The sequence below is a fragment of the Roseibium album genome, from assembly GCF_965233825.1.
In the GTDB taxonomy this organism is placed as follows: Bacteria; Pseudomonadota; Alphaproteobacteria; order Rhizobiales; family Stappiaceae; genus Roseibium; species Roseibium album.
This window is the reverse complement of record NZ_OZ247583.1, coordinates 3,567,634-3,585,866: the sequence shown is the minus strand read 5'-3', so window position 1 is coordinate 3,585,866 and position 18,233 is coordinate 3,567,634. Positions and strand designations below refer to the sequence as shown.

The 18,233-nt window shown below is 54.3% G+C and carries 17 protein-coding genes; 7 read left to right on the top strand and 10 right to left on the bottom strand.

Annotated features, from left to right (window positions below; translation table 11 throughout):
- Window positions 1-2: 2 nt before the first annotated feature.
- A complete protein-coding gene (gene rfbC / locus ACO6TI_RS16385) occupies window positions 3-554 on the bottom strand; it encodes a dTDP-4-dehydrorhamnose 3,5-epimerase (protein ID WP_281927505.1) in 552 nt (183 codons plus the stop codon).
- Between the two features lie 997 nt (window positions 555-1,551).
- Between rfbC and ACO6TI_RS16380 the strand changes: the two genes are divergently transcribed.
- From ACO6TI_RS16380 to ACO6TI_RS16350, 7 genes are all read left to right on the top strand, one after another.
- Window positions 1,552-2,226 carry a sugar transferase gene (locus tag ACO6TI_RS16380; RefSeq protein ID WP_055112346.1) on the top strand — a complete coding sequence of 225 codons (675 nt, stop codon included), beginning with the start codon at window positions 1,552-1,554 and terminating at the stop codon, window positions 2,224-2,226.
- 695 nt (window positions 2,227-2,921) lie between these two features.
- Window positions 2,922-3,569 (top strand): hypothetical protein, encoded by a 648-nt coding sequence (locus tag ACO6TI_RS16375; protein WP_104704546.1) that lies wholly within the window; start codon window positions 2,922-2,924, stop codon window positions 3,567-3,569.
- 590 nt (window positions 3,570-4,159) lie between these two features.
- The gene (locus ACO6TI_RS16370) at window positions 4,160-4,789 is read left to right on the top strand and encodes a hypothetical protein (RefSeq protein ID WP_422382895.1); all 630 of its coding nucleotides are present in this window, start codon (window positions 4,160-4,162) and stop codon (window positions 4,787-4,789) included.
- Between the two features lie 136 nt (window positions 4,790-4,925).
- Window positions 4,926-5,849, top strand: coding sequence for a class I SAM-dependent methyltransferase (locus ACO6TI_RS16365; protein ID WP_422382894.1), 924 nt, complete (start codon window positions 4,926-4,928; stop codon window positions 5,847-5,849).
- A 305-nt stretch (window positions 5,850-6,154) separates the two neighbouring features.
- Window positions 6,155-6,847, top strand: coding sequence for a glycosyltransferase (locus ACO6TI_RS16360; RefSeq protein WP_196878331.1), 693 nt, complete (start codon window positions 6,155-6,157; stop codon window positions 6,845-6,847).
- A 207-nt stretch (window positions 6,848-7,054) separates the two neighbouring features.
- The gene (locus ACO6TI_RS16355; protein ID WP_422382893.1) at window positions 7,055-7,969 is read left to right on the top strand and encodes an MBL fold metallo-hydrolase; all 915 of its coding nucleotides are present in this window, start codon (window positions 7,055-7,057) and stop codon (window positions 7,967-7,969) included.
- Window positions 7,966-8,916 carry an MBL fold metallo-hydrolase gene (locus ACO6TI_RS16350; protein ID WP_104705027.1) on the top strand — a complete coding sequence of 317 codons (951 nt, stop codon included), beginning with the start codon at window positions 7,966-7,968 and terminating at the stop codon, window positions 8,914-8,916. Before ACO6TI_RS16355 ends, ACO6TI_RS16350 begins: the two co-directional genes overlap by 4 nt.
- A gap of 20 nt (window positions 8,917-8,936) precedes the next feature.
- Here the strand turns inward: ACO6TI_RS16350 and hemA are convergent, their stop codons facing one another.
- From hemA to soxZ, 9 genes are all read right to left on the bottom strand, one after another.
- Window positions 8,937-10,151, bottom strand: coding sequence for a 5-aminolevulinate synthase (hemA, locus tag ACO6TI_RS16345; RefSeq protein WP_196878333.1), 1,215 nt, complete (start codon window positions 10,149-10,151; stop codon window positions 8,937-8,939).
- Window positions 10,151-10,585: a DUF302 domain-containing protein gene (locus tag ACO6TI_RS16340; protein ID WP_422382892.1), complete on the bottom strand. Its 435-nt coding sequence runs from the start codon at window positions 10,583-10,585 to the stop codon at window positions 10,151-10,153. The genes hemA and ACO6TI_RS16340 overlap by 1 nt, the downstream gene beginning before the upstream one ends.
- Window positions 10,586-10,676: 91 nt before the next feature.
- Window positions 10,677-11,936, bottom strand: coding sequence for an NAD(P)/FAD-dependent oxidoreductase (locus ACO6TI_RS16335; protein WP_196878335.1), 1,260 nt, complete (start codon window positions 11,934-11,936; stop codon window positions 10,677-10,679).
- Window positions 11,937-11,958: 22 nt separating this feature from the next.
- Complete coding sequence (locus tag ACO6TI_RS16330; RefSeq protein WP_209004442.1) at window positions 11,959-12,567, bottom strand: c-type cytochrome; 609 nt, start codon at window positions 12,565-12,567, stop codon at window positions 11,959-11,961.
- A 102-nt stretch (window positions 12,568-12,669) separates the two neighbouring features.
- Window positions 12,670-13,962 (bottom strand): c-type cytochrome, encoded by a 1,293-nt coding sequence (locus ACO6TI_RS16325; RefSeq protein WP_422382891.1) that lies wholly within the window; start codon window positions 13,960-13,962, stop codon window positions 12,670-12,672.
- Complete coding sequence (gene soxC / locus ACO6TI_RS16320) at window positions 13,946-15,217, bottom strand: sulfite dehydrogenase (protein WP_422382890.1); 1,272 nt, start codon at window positions 15,215-15,217, stop codon at window positions 13,946-13,948. Before soxC ends, ACO6TI_RS16325 begins: the two co-directional genes overlap by 17 nt.
- A 22-nt stretch (window positions 15,218-15,239) precedes the next feature.
- Window positions 15,240-16,937 carry a thiosulfohydrolase SoxB gene (gene soxB / locus ACO6TI_RS16315; RefSeq protein WP_281927523.1) on the bottom strand — a complete coding sequence of 566 codons (1,698 nt, stop codon included), beginning with the start codon at window positions 16,935-16,937 and terminating at the stop codon, window positions 15,240-15,242.
- A 92-nt stretch (window positions 16,938-17,029) separates the two neighbouring features.
- The gene (soxA, locus tag ACO6TI_RS16310) at window positions 17,030-17,860 is read right to left on the bottom strand and encodes a sulfur oxidation c-type cytochrome SoxA (protein ID WP_055112332.1); all 831 of its coding nucleotides are present in this window, start codon (window positions 17,858-17,860) and stop codon (window positions 17,030-17,032) included.
- Window positions 17,861-17,893: 33 nt separating this feature from the next.
- The gene (gene soxZ, locus ACO6TI_RS16305; protein ID WP_055112330.1) at window positions 17,894-18,223 is read right to left on the bottom strand and encodes a thiosulfate oxidation carrier complex protein SoxZ; all 330 of its coding nucleotides are present in this window, start codon (window positions 18,221-18,223) and stop codon (window positions 17,894-17,896) included.
- Window positions 18,224-18,233: the final 10 nt, after the last annotated feature.

The following is an 18,233-nucleotide window of genomic DNA, read 5'->3' as shown; positions in this document are numbered from 1 at the left end:
CCTCAATATTGAAATGGTGTGTCAAATTCGGAAAACACGGGCGCTGCAGCATCTTTTCCTGACAGAACAGGATCGTGAGACACAAGTGGCCAATCAATTCCGCAACTGTCCCAGCGAACTGCTCCATCGCACTCAGGTGCATAATAGTCGGAGCATTTGTAGATTATCTCGCTTCCCGGCTCCAGAGTCATGAAGCCGTGGAGAAATCCTTCCGGAATAAACACCTGTTTCCCGTTTTCAAAGCTGAGTTCAACACCGTACCATTTCCCGTATGTCGGGGAGCCTCGCCGGATGTCGACGGCCACGTCGAAAATGCGGCCGCGGCCGCACCGGACCAACTTCGCCTGTGCGTGAGGAGGTGCCTGAAAATGAAGTCCTCGCACAGTTCCCTCGCTGGTGCTGAGCGAATGATTGTCTTGAACGAACTCCGTATCGATACCGCGTTCGGCAAAGGACCGCATGTTCCAGCTTTCAGCAAAAAAACCTCGCTCATCTCCAAACCGCTTGGGCGTAATCAGAAATACGCCCGACAAATTCATTTCTTCGACAACCATTTAAACTCCAAAACTCAAACCGCTATTGATCAAACGCACCAGCCGAACACCAGCTCAACTCGGGGGCTTCCAGTTGGTGCTCATGCCGACTGGCCTTGTTTCCCTACCGCTGGCGAATTGCTCAAACTTTAACAACTGGCCACAAGGCCTTTCAGCCTGGCGACAACGACACCAATTCAATGTCCCGGCAGGGCTGCGAAACGGGCGCGACTATACCGCCATTTTTCCGAGATGACGAAATCTAATTGCCTGAATTAAGATTTTGGTAAATTTAATAAAGTGTTCATGTGACACAAATGTAGACGAAGCCAGCCGATCGCCCAAATTCGACGACTCGCTTCCCGCCTTTCCTGACCGTTCGCCTGGAAATAGGTAGCCAGTTTCTGCTGCAACAATTCCATCCCTTCGCACGTCGCTAAAAGTCGCCTGAAGGTGACCTGGTCAGCGCAACCCGGGAGCCGGTTAGTTCTGCAATGCTCCCTTGGGCCAAGTGCGTTGCCGGGCGCAAACAACTACCCGGCTGAAATCCTCCCCCGGCTCGCGGCAAACGGCCCTTTGTCGATAGTGTTCCCGCTGGATCTCGCGGCGTCACCCACCATCCGCGCTACCTCAACGCAGCTTCGCCCTGACAAGAGCTATCGAAATCTCACAAGCATAGGTTTTACCTCCCTCAAACTCCCTCATAGGCTGAATACGTCAATTTTACCAATAAATCAGGGCGCTTTGGCGGGCTGACCAGCGAGCTCACACTATCGTGTATCAATTTCCTCATTCATTGCGTGAAGATCGTATGTGATTGAATGTATGCATTAAAACGAGCCCCCAGTTCAACCAAGCCGAAAATTTCAAGTTGCATCGCAGCGTCCTATCGATTAACCTGCGATTAACCAAATTTATGGCGACCACAATTTTTTTTAGTGGTCATTGAATTGATGAGAATACTCCGTGCCCGTTTTTTTCAACGGTGTTTTGAGATAAAAGTGTAAGAGTTTTTAGAATGACTGACGATGTTTTCGGATTTCATGATACTGATTTGGGTCGATCTGTTAATAATGCAGATAACTCGCATTCTTCTCAATTTTCGAAGCGTGGGCTCGATATTTTCGGTGCTGTCGCCGGACTTATTGTTCTGCTGCCACTCTTTGCCTTCCTTGCCGCGGCAATCAAATTGACAAGCAAAGGTCCGGTGTTCTTCAAACAGAAGCGCCATGGTCTCAACGGCAAGATTTTCACGGCATACAAATTCCGTTCGATGTATACAAATCGATGCGATCAATCCGGTGTCCGGCAGACAACCAAGAATGACCCCAGGATTACACCGGTCGGACGCTTCCTGCGCCGAAGCAACTTCGATGAATTGCCGCAGTTGATGAATGTCCTGAAAGGCGAAATGTCTCTTGTCGGCCCTCGCCCGCATGTTCCGGGCATGCTTGCCAACGGCGTTCCCTACGAAGTTTTCGACCCGCGCTACCAATCCCGCCACAAGGTGAAGCCCGGCATAACCGGTCTGGCCCAGGTCAAAGGTTTCCGCGGCGAGACGAAAGACGCCTATGCTGCCTCAATGCGTCTTAAGTACGATTTGGAATATATCGAGACCCGCTCGCTGTTTGTTGACGTGAAGATTCTCATCAACACCGTAATCCAGGAATTTTTGGGCGGGAAAGGCTACTAAAACCTGTTTTGGATTCCCGGACACACCCGTTCTCCGGTTGGTAGCGCGTGAAGTTTAGCCGCGCATCCTTCAGCACCCTGCGTTTCAGCAAAACAGGATCCGCGAAACAGAAGTTGCCAAGTGCTGCTTCTGCGCAAGAAAGCGTGTGTGATGTTTCGTGAATTACTAGCGGCCTGAATTGAGAAGCAATTATTCAGGTCGATTTTTTTGTTGCTCCCATATTTACTCATGATGATCAGGGTCTGCACCCTTGAGTTTTACTCATCCCCACACTGAGCCCAGCATCTCCCTCAAACAAAATTTTTTGACTGAAACGCTACTTTTCAACTTATTACTGTTATCAAGTTGCATTCATGACACCCACATCTCGAGCGCTTTTTGGCTAAAACCTTGTAGTTTTTTCAATCCCCGACGTTACAAATGGTAATATCTCCACGATTTACCTTGACCGAACAAAAATCAGGTTGCACTCTGGAGTTCGGCGATTATTACTTCAAATTTACAATCTATTAACTGAATGAAACTTGAAGGCCTTGATTGATAACGCGGTGCCCGATTGGAACGCCGATCGAGGTTACTAATCCCGAAAAAAAGAAAACTATGGTTGGGCAAAGGGGCGTTGAACTCTCGGCAATAATGCGAGGCTTCCGACGTTTCGACTGTCACTGTGCTTAGTGAAATAGCAAGGGAAATGTATGATGAAGAAACTACTGGTTGGCGCTTTTGCACTGGCATGCGCTTCCGGTGTTGCTCATGCTGCTCCGGTAGCCGGTCACGACAGCTTCCACTCATCCGGTGGCGGCATGACGACCTTCGTGTTTGACGGTCTTCCGTCGGATATCGATGGCAACAGCGAAGGCATTATTTTCTCCGAGGGCGGTCTCACCGTCACAGCAACAGGTTCATCGGGTGGCAGTTTCCGGACTGTGCGCCAGGACCATCCTGCACATGGCGGACTAGGTGTGCTCGGCGCGCCGAATGGTGACAATCTGGGCGTCGGCGAAGTCCTTACCCTGACATTCAGCAAGGTCGTCAACATCCTCGGTTTCACCCTCAACGACGGTCACACCGACCCTGCCAGTGGCTCCTTTGCTTTTGGGGCAATTGCAGGCGATGCGAGCGGGTTTGATGGTGTGGGAGCCGAAAATCCGTTTAACGGAAGTCTTTGTGCTTCGGTTGCCGGGTTCTGTGGTGTGACATCGATCTCACTGTCGTCGACCGGTTTCACAGGCTACCTGGAATCGATCAAGGTTTCGGTGGTTCCGTTGCCTGCGCCGCTCGGTCTTTTGCTCGTCGGTGCTGCCGGTCTTGGTTTGGTTGCACGCAGGCGTCGCCACGCCTGAGAACAAGACCCTTCCGGGCACGAAGACCCGGATTGACTGAAAGTGGGAACGACCCTTCAAACCTGGGTTTAACAAGAAACGGGCCGGAATTTTCCGGCCCTTTTTTTGTCTCGACCACTGCGAAACCTGTTATCGCCGGCCAGGATCTTGTCGGCGAAGCGGGAACAACATTTGCAAACGTATCGACCCGCCTTGCAGGCTTATTTGCCAGCTCTCTTGCCGATGGGCCACGACTTTTCAATGAACCTGTTGCCATCGGAGGCACTTTCCTGATAGCGACGCACCCGAGAGTTTTCACCCGGTTTGCGCGATGCCGAGCCGAGGATTGAGTGGCAGTACAAACGCACTTTGGTCGAAAAGTGAACAGGCCAGCCTACTAGTTTCACTATGGCCTTGTTCGCCCTGTTTCTGATAAGCCCTGTCTTTTCAGCCAAACGGAGCGTTTGGATCCCCGGAGGCAATCTCGGGTTATTTTTTGTGCCCGATGACTGTCTTCCCATTGGTGTAAGTTTGAACTTGGGTATCTGATGACAAGCAACGTATTTGCAACACGACAATTTAAGACAATATCCATCGTTGGAAACGGGCCGGTGTCGGTGGTTGACGCACCACACATCGACGCGGCCGACCTGGTATTGCGTTTCAACAGCGCACCTTCGTGTGGTGCTGCCGGACAACGAGTGGACGTCCTGTTGCTCAACCGGGCCAGGGTCTACACCAGCAAGCGGATCAATCCAATCGCTCTCCATCGGGCATCGGAGGTATGGGTCAACGATCTTGAGACAAACGGACAAGTCGACTGGCTGTTCGAAAAAGAGTGCAAGCCGCGCTATCTTGGGTTCGGTCCGATCGAAAAGGCGAGAAAAAACCTGGCTAACTACGATCCTTTCCAAAAGAGCAATCCGACGACCGGAGCCTCGATCATCGCGGAACTCCTTGATAGGCGACCTGATGCGTCAATCCATCTCTTTGGCTTTACACATCAAGGCAAACAGCACACACACGATTGGGACGCAGAAAAGAGTTGGATAAATGACCTCATAGAGGAAGGGAGAATTGTCGCCTTCCGCACCAATGGCGATCCAGCACGTCGCAGCCAGACCGCGAAAGTGGAATATTGGGCACGGTTCCTCGAAATGCAGGCCAAACACTATCTCTACAACAAACTTCTGCACTCAAGCGCTGAAACGAAAGGCAGGATTTTCGGGATCGATGCGTGAGTAGTTGTCTGGAGTGCAAAAAATATGTCTCCGGTAATCGGAATGATATTTCCGTTCGCGGGGACCTTTCGGTTGACAGTGACCCGACCCGTCATTAATCACCAAGAAAATTCAGTTCTCATCCGGACATTTTAAAGTGCTCTTCGATTTCAATAATAATCAATATAAATACAGAGAAGAATTTGATGAATTTCCGGAAATAGAAAACCACGATTTCCGCTTTACAAAATGCACTTGCGGCGAAACAGACTCATACGTTGTTTCAACCGTTTCCCGGCACAGGAACTTCTTCCCGATCGTTGCCTGCTCGCACTGCGGAACACTGCGTGCCAATCCCTATTTCACTGAAGAAACGGCAACGCACTATTACGGTAATGTCTACGGGAAAGTTAAGCGCGAGGACCGGTCACCAGAGCAGCTGTTCAGTGCCCAGCGAAGTACGTCCCTTGCACCGTTTTTTGCTGATATCATGGAAGAATTTGACACTGTTCTCGATTTCGGTGGCGGTGCCGGCGGAAGAACGTCGGAACTGGCGGATCTGGGGAAAGGTGTCTGGCTCCACGAAGTGGAAAGCGACTACAGCCAGTATGCATATTCCCAGGGCATCCAGCCCTATGACAAAACCCGGAAATACGACCTGGTTGTCGTCTCGCATGTTATTGAACACATGATCGACCCGGCGGCCCAGATGGCCGAGATCATCCGGGACTGCTGTGTGGAAAACGGGCTGCTTCTGGTTGCAACTCCCATCATCGACCGCCAACGAGCAAGACAATGGCTTCAGCATTTTCATATTGCGCACAAATATTATTTTACTCATGACGCCCTGATCGGCCTGATGGCGAACCTTGGATGTGAACTGATCAAGCAAAACAGTGTCGATGCCTATCTCTTCAGGGTCGGCGCACAGCAAGAGCCGGATTTTGTTGCTTCTTGCTATGAAAAGGGTGCCCGCAAGACCAAATCCCTGGTTGAGGCGGATCTAAAGCCCTCGTTCAAGGGACTCTGGCGGTATTTGACACAATGGCGTCCACAATCTCACAGCCAGAAGTCTCCGTGATACCAGGACCGGGCTCACTGCGGTGTAATTTACTCGTCCCGATTGCTTGAGCCGTTCAACCAAACGTGCGGAATTGTCCGAGTGATACTTGAGGCAGTTGTCGGCCCGTGTGTGAAACAAGCATTCCGCTGCGGCACACAGCATTGATTGCCGCGATAATAGATTGTTTCCGAATTGAATTATGGGATTTTGCCGAATTACATCGTCGAACTCACCGGAACTGCAAACAGCAGAATATGTGGCATTGATTATTCAAGTTTTTGCCAATAGTTTTCGGCGGAATTCTGATTCAGGAGTCGTCGGAAATGCTCAATATTTTTATCGGTTTTGATCCCAGGGAAGCCGTCGCCTATCACGTCTGTGCGAACAGCCTGACGCGTCAGTCCAGCGACATGCTCGCGATTACGCCGATTTCGCTCAACAACCTGAAAACCTATCAGGAAACACACACAGACGGCTCGAACCATTTTATCTACACGCGTTTCCTGATCCCGCATCTCATGAACTACAAAGGGTGGGCCCTGTTTCTTGACGGGGACATGATCGTACGTGACGACATTGCCAAGCTGTTTGCCATGCGTGATGAATCCAAAGCCGTCATGTGTGTCCACCACGACTACAAAACACGGCAGACGACAAAATACCTTGGGTCCAAGAATGAGGATTACCCGCGGAAAAACTGGTCGAGTGTTGTTCTGTGGAACTGCGGCCACCCGGCAAATCGCGCAGTCACACCGGACTTCGTGATGGAGGCAACCGGTGCGCAATTGCACCGATTTACCTGGCTGAGCGATGATCTGATTGGTGAATTGCCGATCGAATGGAATTGGCTGCCTGATGAATTCGGACCGAACGAGGATGCCAAACTGCTGCACTTTACGCTCGGCACCCCCTGTTTTCACGAATATGCCAATACCCCCATGGCGGCCGAGTGGCACCGGGAAAAACTTCTGGCAAATTACTCCTCGCAACACGTGATCGACGGTCCCTTCGACTGATCCCGACCACGGGAAATCACAGACACTGAGCCTTGATGCTCAGGAAGTGGACTGCCCCCACCGGTGCTTCTCACTTGTGGCAAGGTCCGGTGCTGTTGTTTGTCTGCGGCGATGCCATGTTCCTGCTTCAACGGCACGCGAAATTTCTTGCGAAGAAACGCAATCTAATACATATTCTAATATTAGAATTTTATATGAGGTTGTGTCATGCCCGTGTCCCGTCGCACTTTCCTGTCCGGTTGCGTTGCCTTGCCTCTTTCCGCACAGACAAGCGGATTTTCGGTGGCTGAACAGTCAGTTGGAAACGGCACACTGACAACGATAAGCGACGGACATCTGACACTTCCGGGCAGCTTCGTGTTCGACCCAATGCCGAGGGACGAACTTCTCCCCCTGTTGGAAAAGACGGGCATTTCGGAAAAAACACTCACACCCGAGTGTAACGTCTCACTCTATCAGGACGGCCAAAACACCGTCCTGTTCGATGTCGGTTCCGGCCCCGATTTCCAGTCATCCGCGGGCAAGTTGCCGGATGGTCTGGAGTTGGCTGGAATCGTGCCTGAAGACGTCACCCACGTGGTTTTCACACACGCGCATCCGGATCACATCTGGGGGCTTTTGGACGAATTCGACGACCCGCTATTCTACGATGCGACCTACATGATCGGCAGAGCGGAATGGGACTATTGGTGGAACCCGGAAACGGTGAACACGATTGGCGAGGCGCGTGCCGCGATGGCCGTCGGGGCCAAACGGCGGCTGGAAGCGATTGAAGACACCGTCGAGTTTTTCGATGACGGCCAGGAGATACTCTCCGGCATTCAAGCCGTTGCAACACCCGGACACACCCCCGGGCATATGAGCTTCGAGGTTCGCGGTGGATCCGACGCCGCCATGATCATCGGCGACGCAATCACAAATCATCATGTTGCGTTTATGAGACCTGAATGGCTTAGCGGTTCGGACCAGGATGCACAGACGGCCGCGTCCACGCGAACCGCACTGTTCGACCGTATTGTTGCCGACAACCTGAAGATAGCGGGCTTTCACCTGCCCGGTGGCGGGGTCGGACACGTGGAAAGAAATTCCGAAGGCTACCGTTTTGTTCCGGAGAACTCATGATGCGTGTCATTGGATTACTTGTTTCGGCATGCCTTGCCGCTGCGGCTCATGCCAGTGAAGATATTGCCGATCAGTATCCTGCATCGGCGCTCTATTCCAAGCCGGTCGAAGTGATACCGAATGTCTGGTCTGCCATTGGTGCCACTGCGCCACCGACCTACGAAAACTCGGGCCACAACAACAATCTGAGCTTCATTGTAACCGGCGACGGCGTGATCGTTGTCAATGGCGGTGCGGCTCACATCCTCGCCAAGGCCCTTCACGAGGAAATCAGGAAAGTCACGGACCAACCGGTAAAGCTTGTCATCGACGAGAATGGCCAGGGCCACGCAATGCTCGGCAACTCCTACTGGGCAGAACAGGGCGTTCCTATCCTTGCGCATGCCGATGCCGCTCACGAGATTGATGAGCGCGGCAACCAGATTCTTGAAACCATGAAACGTTACAACGGCGACAAGGCCGAAGGCACATTCGTGGCCCCACCCACGGATACGTTCGAGGACAAACGTGTTATCGAGATGGGAGACTTCCATGTCGAGGTACTTCATCTCGGGCCGGCTCACGGACCGGGTGACACACAAGTGTGGCTGCCCGAACAAGGTCTGGTGATTGCCGGTGACATGGCGTTTCACGAACGCATGTTGCCTATTTTTGAAGACACGATCGTCTCGGACTGGCTCGACACCTGGGAGACCGGCTTCGAAGCGTTGAACGCGACCTATGTCATTCCCGGCCACGGGCATCCAACCAACATGGCTCAAGTTCGCCGCTATACCCACGGGTATCTGACCTATCTGCGTGGCAAGATCGGAGAGCATCTTGAAAATGGCGGAGATCTCGCGGATGCCTACTACGTGGACCAGTCCCCTTACGCGCATCTCGATACTTTCGAGGAACTTGCGACAAAAAACGCTGGACGCGTCTATGAGCAAATGGAGTTCGAATAGCCTGTGCCTGAAGGCGTAGCCTAGGCTGCGACGGGCCTGCGTGCCAATTCGCATCTTGTCCACAGCGTTTCCAGTGCATGGACCAGGTGATCGATATCCGCCTTCGAATGCACCGGTGACGGCGTAATGCGCAGTCGCTCGGTTCCTTTTGCAACGGTCGGATAGTTGATCGGCTGAATGTAGATGCCGAAATCCTTCAGAAGAACGTCTGAAATGAATTTGCACTTCACCGGATCGCCGACCATCACCGGAATGATATGACTTGGGTTGTCGAGATGAGGCAAGCCCATGGCGTCGAGGCGCTTTCTCACCTCCGCCACGTTGGCCTGTTGCCGGCGACGCTCTGCGTTGCTGGCCTTCAGGTGCCTGATGGATGCTGCAGCACCAGCGGCCACAGAGGGTGGCAGGGCAGTTGTAAAGATGAAACCACTGGCAAAGGAACGCACGAAATCGCACATTTCGCGGGAGCCTGCGATGTATCCGCCGACCACACCAAACGCCTTGCCGAGCGTGCCTTCAATCACCGTCACCCGGTCCATCACACCGTCGCGTTCGGCAATACCTGCGCCGCGTGATCCATAAAGGCCAACGGCGTGAACTTCATCGAGATAGGTCATGGCACCATACCGGTCGGCCAGTTCGCAAATCTCCGCGATCGGCGCAATGTCACCATCCATGGAATAGACACTTTCGAACGCAATCAGCTTCGGTTGGCCTGTGGGCAATTCAGCAAGCCTGGCTTCCAGATCGTCCAGATCGTTGTGTTTCCAGATTATCTTTTGGGCACGGCTGTGCCGGATGCCTTCGATCATTGAAGCGTGATTCAAGGCGTCCGACAGCACAACGCAATCCGGGATGCGCGACGCGAGCGTGCCCAGCGCGGCCCAATTGGCCACATAGCCGGAGGTAAAGAGCAGCGCCGCCTCCTTGCCATGTAGATCGGCAAGCTCAGCCTCCAGCATCGCATGGTCATGGGTATTGCCCGAGATATTGCGCGTGCCTCCCGCCCCAGCGCCACACCGATCAAGCGCTTCGTGCATGGCAGTCAACACCTTCGCATTCTGCCCCATGCCCAGGTAGTCGTTGGAACACCATATGGTCACATCGCCCGGACCGTTGTGGCATGTCGCGTTGGGAAAGTCGCCACAATGCCGTTCCAGCTCAGCGAATGTGCGATAGTTGCCCTCCTGCCGCAGGGCTTCCAGTTCTGAACGAAAAAAACCGTCGTAACTCATCAGTCGCCTATTGCCTCAGCAACAATCTGCTGCATCAGATTCTCGACGGCCTGCATGGATCCGTCCGGATAATCCTTGTGCCCGATCGTAACCCCATCACCTGTTTCCATGACGAAAATTCCATAGGGGCAATGCGTTATGTTCATCGGATCAATTTCCATGACTTGCCGGGATATCAACGCCGAGCAGAACAGGAAAATGTCTGCGTTCTTGAAGATAATTTTGTCGCTGCCGACATCGGGCCCGGTCCGGTTGAGCATCTCACCGACATGGCTGACATAGTCGATGACGAGCCCCTGACCGACGATCGCGCTTTCAACGGCAAAGGTCGCGTCTTCGAACGAACCATCAAAGGGATATGTGAATGGCTGTTCCGCATGGGCCGCAGTGCAAAGTGCAACGCCAAACGCGGCGGCGAGAATAGTCGATTTCATGCCTTGATCCTCCATTGGGTTGGACAAGCCTTGCATACCACCACGCCCCGTGCATTGAGCCAGATCCAATCCGGGACGCGGTGATGTCAGATCATCCGAGCATATCTGTGGTGATGCCGGTGTACCAACCTTCAGATTCCTCGTAGGTCGCCTTGCGCAGGTCGGAACTTTCCCCGGTCTGAGAAATAAACCCGTCGACCTTGGCTATCTTCTCCGGCGTCGCCTCGTATGTTGCCCCGACCTTTACGCCATCGTCTGGCGCAATCAGGGACCAACATGTATTGGAGAATTTTGCCGGGAAGACCTTGGAACCCGTCAGAGCACCCCGCACCGCGTTGGCGCAGACCTTGGCCTGCGAGTTCGCCGAAAAGCCTGACTTGGGCATATCACCCTGGCTGGAAGCGTCACCCAGAACATAGATATCGGCATCCGCCTTTGTTGACATGTCCGAGGCATTCACCGGTGCCCAATTGCCGTCGGTTACACCTGCAAGCTCGGCAATACGGCCGGCCTTCATGGCCGGGATGACATTGCAAACGTCAACCTTGGTCACCTCGCCATCGATTGAGACCGTCATTTCATTCGGATCAACGGAAACATTTCCGCCGCCAAAATCATCGCCGATCCAGTCGATCATGCCTTCGTAGTGGTTCGCCCAACCCTCCTGGAACAGTGCCATCTTGGAAAATTTTGGTTTCGGATCGGCCACGATGATCTTCGCGGTCGGATTGTTCTGCTTGAGAAAGTGGGCCACCATCGATACACGCTCGTATGGTCCCGGAGGGCAGCGGTACGGATTCGGGGGGGCGACCATCGCAAAGGTGCCACCTTCCGGCATAGCCATCAGTTGCGCCTTCAACAGTTCGGATTGGGAACCTGCCTTGTAGGCGTGCGGCATCGCGTTTTGAGCGCTGAGCCCCCAACCTTCCACCGCACCTTCGACAAAATCAATGCCCGGACTGAGGATGAGCTTGTCGTATGGCAGCGAACCGCCGCCGGCCAACGAAACGGTCCTAGCATCCCGGTCCACGCCAACAGCCCAATCATGCACCACGTTCACACCGCCAGCGGCCAGGCCGCCATAGGTGTGGCCAATGTCCTCGATTTCCTTGAAACCACCCAGATAAAGATTGGAGAAAAAGCATGTGTAGTACTTGCGTGTCGGCTCAATCAACGTGACGTCGATTGCGCCCTTGCTGCCCTTGGCGATGTAGCGTGCTGCTGTGGCACCGCCGGCACCGCCGCCAACCACCACAACGCGCGGCTTGCCTTGGGCCCTTACCATGGGGGCCGACAGGACTGCGGCCATCGTGGCCGTGGTGCCGATAAATTGCCTTCTATTCAGTGTCATTTTCTCCTCCATAAATGCACTGTCATTGTTCCAGCGCGGCGAAATATGCTGCAAGAGCGGCGATCTCTTCCGCGTTCAGTCGTCCGGCCATCATCTGCATGACCGGATGTGCACGTTTCTTGTTCTTGTATGCGTACATCGCGAGTACGAAGTCTTCTTCCGGCCAAAGAACAATGGACGGTATCCCGTCGTCTCCTCCATCGGCCTGATGGCACGTCGTGCATTCGCTGCTGAGATATTCCCCGTATTCAGGATCACCCTTCAACGCGAGTATCGCCGGATCCAGGTTGTGATCCGTCGCAGTCGCTGTCGGGTCAGCCTCCGGAATGTTGGCCGGGTCATCTGAGAAGGTGCGCAGGTAAGCAATAAGGTTCAGCCGGTCTTCAGTCTTTTTGAGACCGGCGAAACTCATGCGCGTACCGCTCGCGATGGACCGTGGCTTTTCCAGAAAGGTGTCCAGGGTATCAGCATGCCACTCAAGCCCGCCCGTTCCGGCCCGCACAAGTGCGCGTGAGTATCGAAAATCCTCATGACTGGCGACCCGTCGCCCGAAGATGCCATTCAAATGAGGGCCAATACGGTGTTTTGCCCCTTCTCCCAACTGGTGACAACTCTTGCACTTTCGGAACACCTTTTCTCCCGCGACAGGGTCCCCGAAGTTATCTGCCAAGGCGGCCGTGCAAGATACTGCCAGCGCAATTGTGAGGAGGAACCGAGGGAAACTCATTCTCCCTCACTCTCCGAATGACTTGAGGTAAGCCTTGATGGCGGCCAGATCCTCTTCCTTTTTCAGGCCGGAGAAGGACATTTTTGTGCCTTTCATGTAGGACTTCGGTTTGGCAAGGAATTCAGTCAATGCCGTTTCATCCCAGATCCGGCCCTCGCCATGCGCCGCCACAAACACCTTGGAATATTTGAACCCTTCAACAGCGCCCATCGGACGGCCAATCAAGCCATTCAGTTGTGGACCGGACTTGTTTTTCGCGCCTTCTCCGACCGCATGGCAGGCCTTGCATTTCTTGAATACCTTTTCGCCCGACGCCAGTAGTGCGGGATCAATGGCCGGAGATGACGCTGCGGCTTCCGCCTCGCCACCGGTGGCATCCGAAGTTGCGGCCTTCGCGACAAATGTCGGCGTGTCGTCCGCTTTGGCATCGTTCATGACGGATTCGCCACCGTTTTCAGGTGTCACGTCCAGAAATGTCGCCCGCATCGTGATTTCGACAGAAGGCTTGCAGTTCTCCATGCAAGGTTCGTTGCTCCACCTTGCATATTCACGCTCGGGACGGTCGTCGATCAGGAAACCGCCCTTGTTGTACATTTCAAAACCTGAGAAATTTTCGTGACTTAGCTCAAATTCATCATCCACCAGATCGTTGGAGTAGAGTATATAGGCAACAATCGCGTAAGTCTCATCCGGCGTAAGTGTCTGCGCTTCGCCAAACGGCATCGAACGATGGACATAGTCCCAGACAGTGGACAGATGTGGCCAGTAAGATCCAACGGTCTTCACCGGGTCCTTGTCCGCCAGTGTATCAAATCCACCGGCGAGAACCGGCCAGTTGTCGACCCCTTCAGCGAAGTCGCCATGACATGAGGCACATTTTTCGGCGAAGACTTCTTCTCCGGTAAATACATCGCCGCGCCCCTGCGGAAGACCGCGGCCGTCAGGGAGTACGTCAATGTCCCAGGCCGCGATTTCCTCGGTGCGTGCCTTGCGGCCCAGACCGTATCCGCTTTCCCTATTCGGAGCATTTTCCGTCAGGCCTGGATTGCTCGCAGCTCGAACCTTTGCATCAGCTTGAATTTCGGCAATTTTTGCTTCCAGTTCAGCGGTGACGGCTGCTTCTTCACGTGCCTTTCCGGCGGCCTCATCAGCCCGCATCGACGCTTGTTCCAAGCGCCCCTCCAGCGAAGAAATCTTGTTCTGCCCGTAATCCAGGTTCGCGACAACGAGCGCAAGCGACAATGCCAGTGCAGTGCCGCCGGCAACCGGAAGAACGATCTGGCTAAGAGACTTCGACATTCTCTACGACCCCATTTTCATCCACGTACCAGGTCTGGATGCAGTTGTTGTGATAGACCGAGTTTTCGCCACGCGAATCCCTGAGCTGCTGCTTGGTCGGCTGGACGTATCCCGTTTCGTCCATGGCACGGGACTGCAGAAGCATCGCTTTGCCGTCCCAATCGCCATCGAGGTAGAAGCGCGTCAGTGCCTTGGAATCTCCCTGTTTTCCCAGACGCGCCTTTTGCCAGGTAATACCGCCGTCCTTGGACACATCCACCCGTATGATCTTGCCGTGACCAGACCAGGCCAGACCCGAAATGACCATGGGACCGGGTGCATGGCTGACCGGCATCTGCGGACTGGGGGACGTTATGACCGACTTAGCATCCATGACCCAGGTCCACTTTCGTGCGGTCCCGTCCTCGTAAACATCGGTATATTTGGAGGTTTCTTCCCGGCTTTCGACCGCTGCATCGGTTACCTCGACGCGTCGGAGCCACTTGACCCACATGTTTCCTTCCCAGCCCGGCACAACCAGGCGGACCGGGTAGCCGTGCTCCATGCGCAGCGCCTCGCCGTTTGCCTTGAAAGCGACCAGAACATCGTCCAATGCCTTTTCCATCGGGATTGACCGGCCATTGGAAGATGCATCGGCACCTTCGACATAGACCCATTTGCCTGTCAGGTCGCCGGCTGCCCCCAGTCCCGCCTCGTTCAGCAAGGTTCGGAGAGGTACCCCGGTGTACTCCATGTTGTGGATCATGCCGTGGGTGAATTGTGCACCGTTCAACTGCGCGCCGGCCCACTCCATGCCGGTGTTGGCAGCGCACTCACAGAAGTAGACGTGGTTTTCTCTCGGGAAGCGCTCCAGATCCTGGTAGCTGAACACCAATGGCGTATCGACCAGACCATTGACCATCAGGCGGAAATCTTCCTTGCGCAGCTCAATCGCGCCCGAATGATGACGCTCGAAAGCGCAGCCTTGCGGTGTGATGGTACCGTCGAGGGCATGAATCGGCGTGAAATTGATCGAGGAAATCGGCGATGCCGTCAGCCATTCGACGTTTCGGCGAACCACGTCTTTTTCGAAGCTGATCGGCATTCCGTAAGGCGTTTCATCCACGCCGACACCTGTCGCGGACGCCCACTCCTGGACTTCGGTGATCAGGGGATCGGCCTCGTTTGCAACGGCAGCCCCTGCAACTGACCCGCCTGCCAGAGCGACACTGCCTTTCAGGAACGTCCGGCGGGACGTTTTCATTTTGCTGTCCATTCTTCGGGCCTCCCTGTTTCGGCTAAGCACCAACCACTTCAACACTGTTGTTTTCCCGCGCCGTCACGATGCCGAGGTTTCGAACATGGTTCTCGACAACGTCCCAGATCTGCGGACCTTCGGTGTCTTCGTTCACACTGGCCCAGCCGGCAACCACGTAGGATCTCGCCGGGTCTATGGCCTCGCCACTTTGCAGCAGCGTCATATTCGAAACCCTGTCGCCTTGAGGCTTGTTGACGTCGATCCTGTATCCAAGCCCACCGGTTCGAACCATGTCGCCGCCCTGCTGGTAGTAGGGATCGGGATTGAAGATGTTGTCCGCCACGTCTTCCAAAACGATCTTTAGAAATTCGCCCGTCATTTCAGTACGATATGCCTTGCCATAGGTCATCGACGTCACATTGAAAATGTCTTCGCGCGTGATGTCCTGACCCGGGATCAGTGACGGCCCCCAGCGCACACCGGGACTGAGCGCGATTTCCGCATCGCGTTCGGAAATCAACGCATCGCAGATGAGGTCATCCCAGGTGCCGTTGAAGTTGCCGCGACGGTACAGAAGGCTTTCGGTCTTGCCGATGACCTCCGACATGTCCTCCAGATAAGGGGCTCTTTGCTCATCGATCAGGGCAGATACTTCGGCATCCCGCTCAATGACGTCCGCAAACACGGGAATGAGCTTGTGCCGATATCCCATCAGCTGACCGTTCCGGATGTCCAGATCAACCCGGCTGACGAATTTTCCGTTGGACCCGGACGGCACGATGATCGTCTTCCCGGAAAGGACGGGTTCGGGAAGCGCATCATGGGTATGGCCTGAAAGTATGACGTCGATGCCATCGACAACCGTTGCCATTTTCTTGTCGACGTCGAAGCCGTTGTGACTCAGGACGACAACACATTCCGCACCATCAGCGCGAACTTCGTCCACCATGGCCTGCATGTTCTCGTCCCGAATTCCGAACGCGAATTCCGGAAACATCCAGCCAGGGTTTGCAATCGGCATGTAAGGGAATGCCTGCCCGATCACCGCAACCTTCGTGCCGCCGCGCTCGAACATCTTGTAAGGCGGGAAAAGCTCCGTCGGCTCGTCCCATTCCACATCGAATATGTTCTGGCCAAGCGCGGCAAAGGGAAGGTTTTCGACGATCTCGGTCACCCGATCGCTGCCGAGTGTGAACTCCCAGTGAAATGTCATCGCGTCCGGGTTCAAGGCGTTCATGACATTGACCATGTCCTGGCCCGCCGTCTTGTAGCAGGTATAGGACCCATGCCATGTATCGCCTCCATCCAGCAGGATGGCATCCGGCCGGTCCGCACGAATGGCCTTGATGACAGTGGCCACGCGATCCAGTCCACCGACACGCCCATAGCCTTTTGCCAAAGAGGCGAAATCGCCGGAACTCAGAGCATAATGGCTCGGGCTGCCATCCTCGATCCCATAAAGGCTGCGAAACCTTGCGCCAGTTACGTGCGGGACGGCGCCCTTGTTGCTGCCAACACCTATGTTTTCCGAAGGTTCCCGAAAATAGACCGGTTTCAGTTGGGCATGGATGTCGGTGACATGAATGAGGGACACGTTTCCAAATGTTTCGAATTCGAGAAGCTGATCCTGTGACAGCGACTGCTGCGCCGCCAGACGAGCCCAGTTGCCAAAGCCGGATCCTCCGACGATTGCCGAGGCGGCCATGCCGACCTGTAGAAAATCGCGCCGCGATATCATATTCCTGTCAGCTCCTTGTTAAATATTCATATATTTGAATAATTATAAGAAATGAAAAGCCCAACGCCAGACGGCGACGGGCTTCTCAAATCTCAGTTTCGTACGGACGGCGTTTCCACCGAAAGACCCTGTCCGCGCGATGCAAGGTAGAGCTCCAAAGCCTTGAACTCGTCGCCACCTTCCTTGAAAGGCTCGGCGCGAATGTTCTTCATGCACCCCTTGAAGCGAGCATGGATGGAATTCAGCTTGGCATTTTTCAACCGGTAGGTCGGAAACCCGTTGATTTGACCCTGGGACAGGTGATCGGCCCGGATCATCACACCATAATTGTTCTCGTGGCAGTTGGAACAGGCCATGTCCAGCTGACCGACCCTGGTGTAATAAAGTTCCTTGCCCTTTTCCCAGAATGGCGCCGCTTCACCGTCGATCTTGACACCGACGGGCATGCCCCGGGATTGCAAGCCGATCAACGCGGTCATTGCAGTCATGTTGCCACCCGACCATTTCCACGGCTCGGCACCCATTCGTTCCGTGCGGCAGCCGTTCACAAGGTCTTCCATCGCAACAAGTTCACCGTCCTGAACTCGTGGCAACTGCGTACGAAGACCCGCGAAGTCCTCCACGTCTTCATGGCACGAGGCACACGCCTTGCCGGCAGAACCATCGACCTCTTCCCAAAGATCCAGGCCCTGATCAACGAAAACAAAGGCCGGATTGTCAAAGTCGTCTGTTTCCAAAGCCTGTGTTTCGCGCGAGCGAAACCGCCATCCTGAATAGATCGTATCGAAATCTTCCAGATGCGCCGGAGCAGCGGTTTCGGTGACAAGCGTTTCGCCGTCAATCACCAGTTCGTTGCTGTCCTGTGCGATGGCAGCTGTCGACAGACTGCCCACCGCCAGGGATATCCATAGCTTCAGGTTCATGCTCCCCCTCCCTCGTTAGATCAATTCTCCCTGTCAGGAGACCTTGATCTTCTTGGCTGTTTCGTAGACTGAACCGTCATCATCGTACCAGGTGAACTTGAACTCGCCCGACTCTGGCACCACAGCGTCGAACTGGAAGTACGGATTGGTCGAAATCGCGGGCTCCAGGGTCACGTCAATGACGTTTTGACCGTTAAAATCTGCGGTGAAGCGATTGATAATGGAACGCGGAATGACATTTCCGTCGTCATCTTTGCGCTGTCCGCTTTCCATCTTGTGGCTGATCAAGGTCTTGATCGTGATCGTTTCGCCAGCGGATGCCTTTTTGGGGACTTTGACACGGGGTTTTACACCGGATGCCATGTTCTAACTC

Coding starts and splice junctions, on each gene's coding strand:
- rfbC (WP_281927505.1), bottom strand. CDS start 554: ATGGTTGTCGAAGAAATGAATTTGTCGGGCGTATTTCTGATTACGCCC.
- ACO6TI_RS16380 (WP_055112346.1), top strand. CDS start 1,552: ATGACTGACGATGTTTTCGGATTTCATGATACTGATTTGGGTCGATCT.
- ACO6TI_RS16375 (WP_104704546.1), top strand. CDS start 2,922: ATGATGAAGAAACTACTGGTTGGCGCTTTTGCACTGGCATGCGCTTCC.
- ACO6TI_RS16360 (WP_196878331.1), top strand. CDS start 6,155: ATGCTCAATATTTTTATCGGTTTTGATCCCAGGGAAGCCGTCGCCTAT.
- ACO6TI_RS16355 (WP_422382893.1), top strand. CDS start 7,055: ATGCCCGTGTCCCGTCGCACTTTCCTGTCCGGTTGCGTTGCCTTGCCT.
- ACO6TI_RS16350 (WP_104705027.1), top strand. CDS start 7,966: ATGATGCGTGTCATTGGATTACTTGTTTCGGCATGCCTTGCCGCTGCG.
- hemA (WP_196878333.1), bottom strand. CDS start 10,151: ATGAGTTACGACGGTTTTTTTCGTTCAGAACTGGAAGCCCTGCGGCAG.
- ACO6TI_RS16340 (WP_422382892.1), bottom strand. CDS start 10,585: ATGAAATCGACTATTCTCGCCGCCGCGTTTGGCGTTGCACTTTGCACT.
- ACO6TI_RS16335 (WP_196878335.1), bottom strand. CDS start 11,936: ATGACACTGAATAGAAGGCAATTTATCGGCACCACGGCCACGATGGCC.
- ACO6TI_RS16325 (WP_422382891.1), bottom strand. CDS start 13,962: ATGTCGAAGTCTCTTAGCCAGATCGTTCTTCCGGTTGCCGGCGGCACT.
- soxC (WP_422382890.1), bottom strand. CDS start 15,217: ATGGACAGCAAAATGAAAACGTCCCGCCGGACGTTCCTGAAAGGCAGT.
- soxB (WP_281927523.1), bottom strand. CDS start 16,937: ATGATATCGCGGCGCGATTTTCTACAGGTCGGCATGGCCGCCTCGGCA.
- soxA (WP_055112332.1), bottom strand. CDS start 17,860: ATGAACCTGAAGCTATGGATATCCCTGGCGGTGGGCAGTCTGTCGACA.
- soxZ (WP_055112330.1), bottom strand. CDS start 18,223: ATGGCATCCGGTGTAAAACCCCGTGTCAAAGTCCCCAAAAAGGCATCC.